Genomic DNA, 2,982 nt, shown 5'->3' on the forward strand with positions numbered 1-2,982 from the left:
CGCCCCGAGAACAGCCGCGCGCGCACCTCTGGCGTCGTGACGCCGACCGAGCGGGCATAGGCCTCGCCGCCGCCTGCCGCGAGCGCGAGCAGGGTCGATTTGGCGCGGAACGGTCGCGGTGCCCAGTCGGCCTTGGGGTAATGCCGGCCGAGTACGCCGAATATCTGCGTCCTGAGATGCGCGGGGAGCAGGCCGCGCACGCGCTCCTCCGCGGCCTGGAAGCGGTAGCGGCGATAGCCCGCCAGCGCCTCGTCTGCGCCGTCGCCCGACAGCGCGACCGTCACCCGCTCGCGGGCCAGTGCGCAGACCTGATAGGTGGCGAGCGCGGATCCGTCTGCGAACGGTTCGTCGAACGCGGCGACCAGCGTGTCGATCAGCGCGACATCGTCGGGATCGACGACCCGCTCGGCATGATCGGTCGCGAAGCGGCGTGCGATCGTCGTCGCATGGGTGCGCTCGTCATGCCCCGCCTCGTCGAAACCGATCGTGCAGGTCCGGACCGCGCGCGGACTCGCCTCCGCCATCAGCGCGACCACCGCCGAGCTGTCGACCCCGCCCGACAGGAACGCGCCGAGCGGCACGTCGGCGACCATCCGCGACCGCACGCCCGCGCGCATCCGATCGACCAGTTCCTCGCCCAGCGCCTTGGTGGAGCCGGTCGCGCGGTTGGAGAAGTCGACGTCCCACCAGCGGCGCGGCGCGGGCATGCCGCGCCCGCGCTCGATCAGCAGGAAATGCCCCGCGGCGAGCTTCTTAACCCCTGCGACCAGGCAGGCGTCGTCGGGGACGTAGCCGAGCGCCATGTAATCCTCGACCGCGGACAGATCGGGCGCGCGCCGCACCAGCGGGTTGGCGAGCAGGCCCTTCAGCTCGGAGGCGAAGGCGACCGACCCGTCCGCCAGCTCGACATAATGAAGCGGCTTCACCCCCAGCCGGTCGCGCGCGAGGAACAGCGCGCGGGCGCCCGCATCGTGGATCGCGAAGGCGAACATGCCGTTCAGCCGGTCGAGCATCGACGGCCCCCAGGCGCGCCAGCCGTGGAGCAGCACCTCGGTATCACCCGCGGTGCGGAAGCGCGCGCCGGCCGCGATCAGGTCGGCGCGAAGCTCGGCGAAATTGTAGATCTCGCCATTGTAGCTGATCGTCAGGTCGCCGTCGGACATCGGCTGCGGCGAGCCTTCGAGGTCGATGATCGACAGCCGGCGATGCCCCAGCCCGACGCCCGGCGCGGTCCAGATGCCGTCGCCATCGGGACCACGATGCGCGAGCGCGGCGATCATCGCCTGGATGCGGTTCGGATCGACCGGCTTTGGCGTGCCCGGGTGAAAGATCCCGGCAATCCCGCACATTCAGCGCAGGCCCGCGGCGTGATCGGCGACCGTGCCGACCGGTCCGAGCGCGGCAAGGAAGCGCGCCATCGGTCGCGGATCGCCACCCTCGACCGACAGATGCACCGCAACCGCGCGCTGCGGTCCGCCGAACAGCCGCGCCTTCATCGTCTCGATCTTCACGATCATCCCGTCATCGGTGGTAGCATCGCCGACCCGGTACCACGTCGCGACGATGCGCTCCACGGGTCCCGGCGCGGTAATCCGCATCGCCGAACCGCGTGCACCCGCGGCGTCCGCGACCGGGGGCAGGTCCGCGACGCGGACCCAGCGATCCTCCTCGCGCAGCACACCCGTGCCGAACGCAATCAGCTCGTGCCCGTCGCCCTGCCGCCCGAATACCGCGACCGCCATGTCGACGGTCGCGCCCGAGGCGTCGGCATAGCGGCCGAACAGATAATGGTCCGCGCCCGGATACCAGGGCATCCACGCCGCGCGCACGCTGACATCGACGCGGTGCCAGCCCGGCACGTCGGGCAGCGCGATCTGCGCGGGCAGCGCCTGCCGCCGCCCGGCGATGGCCGTGCTCCACGCCGGAAACGCCGATGCGACCGCCAGCACGAGCAGCGTGATGACGGCGAGATCGCCGCGATAGCGCGGCGTCGTTTGCAGACGCGTCGGATCGAAGGCGGGATCGTCGGGCGCGCGGTCGAACCAGCGCCAGCCGATCGCCAGCACCGCCGCCATCACGAGCGCGAAGAACAGCCAGCCATAGACGATGTGGTCGAGCCCCGTCGCCGCCTCGACCGAGGTCAGCTCGGCCGCCCAGATCGTCCCGAACGCACGAAACCCGTTGGCGACGACCGGCACGACCACTGACACGACAAGGAACACCGCGCGGCGCCGCCACGACACGAAACAGACATTGGCGACGAGCACCCCGAACGCGACCATCGCGATCACGAACTTGGCGCCCGAGCACGCCTCCGCCACCTCGAAATAATAGCGGCCGGCATGGATCAGCACGCCGTCGACGACCGCGGGCACGCCGACCAGATGCAGCAGCGGCATGACGATCGCGACGGTCACCGCCTGCAAGGGCGGCTCGATCCCCTCGCCGAAGGGCACGAGGAACAGCGCATAGCCGAGCGGAAACAGCAATCCGCGCGCGACATTGGGGCCGAGGATCGCGACGACCGCGCCCTGCAGCATCAGTACCAGCCCCAGTTGCCGCGCGAGATTGACCGAGGCCGCGTCGCCCATCAGCCACCCTGCCCCGCCGACCGCGACCAGCGCCAGCCCCGGCCACCAGCCGACCGGCCTCAGCTGCGCGAGCGCGCCACGCCGCTGCCACACCAGCCAGGCGATCACCGGGGCGATGAACAGACAGTGGCCGAAGGTCGTGCTGGTCCACCAGATCGTCGTCAGATCGGCGACGTCGCGGCGGAACAGCGCGAGCAGCAGGATCGCCGCGATGCCGAGCGCGAGCAGATGCCGGGGCCAGGACGTCGCGGGGCGATCGATCACGATGGGGACCGGCTGCCATCGACTCCGAACAGCGCATCGAGCGGTGCTAGCCGTGCGTCCCAGCCATAGCGTCGCAGCACCTGCGCGCGCGCCGCCCGGCCCAGCTCTGCCGCGTCGGCGGGGGCGT

General features: G+C 71.2%; 2 protein-coding genes. Both read right to left on the reverse strand.

The genetic code is table 11. The annotated features are described in order from the left end of the window. Positions 1 to 1,349 (reverse strand): asparagine synthase (glutamine-hydrolyzing) (asnB, locus tag NI18_RS19135; RefSeq protein WP_037532383.1); only part of this gene is annotated, 1,349 nt, incomplete at its 3' end. Further along, positions 1,350 to 2,855 carry an exosortase A gene (gene xrtA / locus NI18_RS19140; protein ID WP_037532386.1) on the reverse strand — a complete coding sequence of 502 codons (1,506 nt, stop codon included), beginning with the start codon at positions 2,853 to 2,855 and terminating at the stop codon, positions 1,350 to 1,352. Positions 2,856 to 2,982 lie beyond the last annotated feature (127 nt).

Origin of the sequence: Sphingomonas sp. Ant20, from assembly GCF_000783375.1 — a bacterium.
GTDB lineage: Bacteria > Pseudomonadota > Alphaproteobacteria > Sphingomonadales > Sphingomonadaceae > Sphingomonas > Sphingomonas aerolata.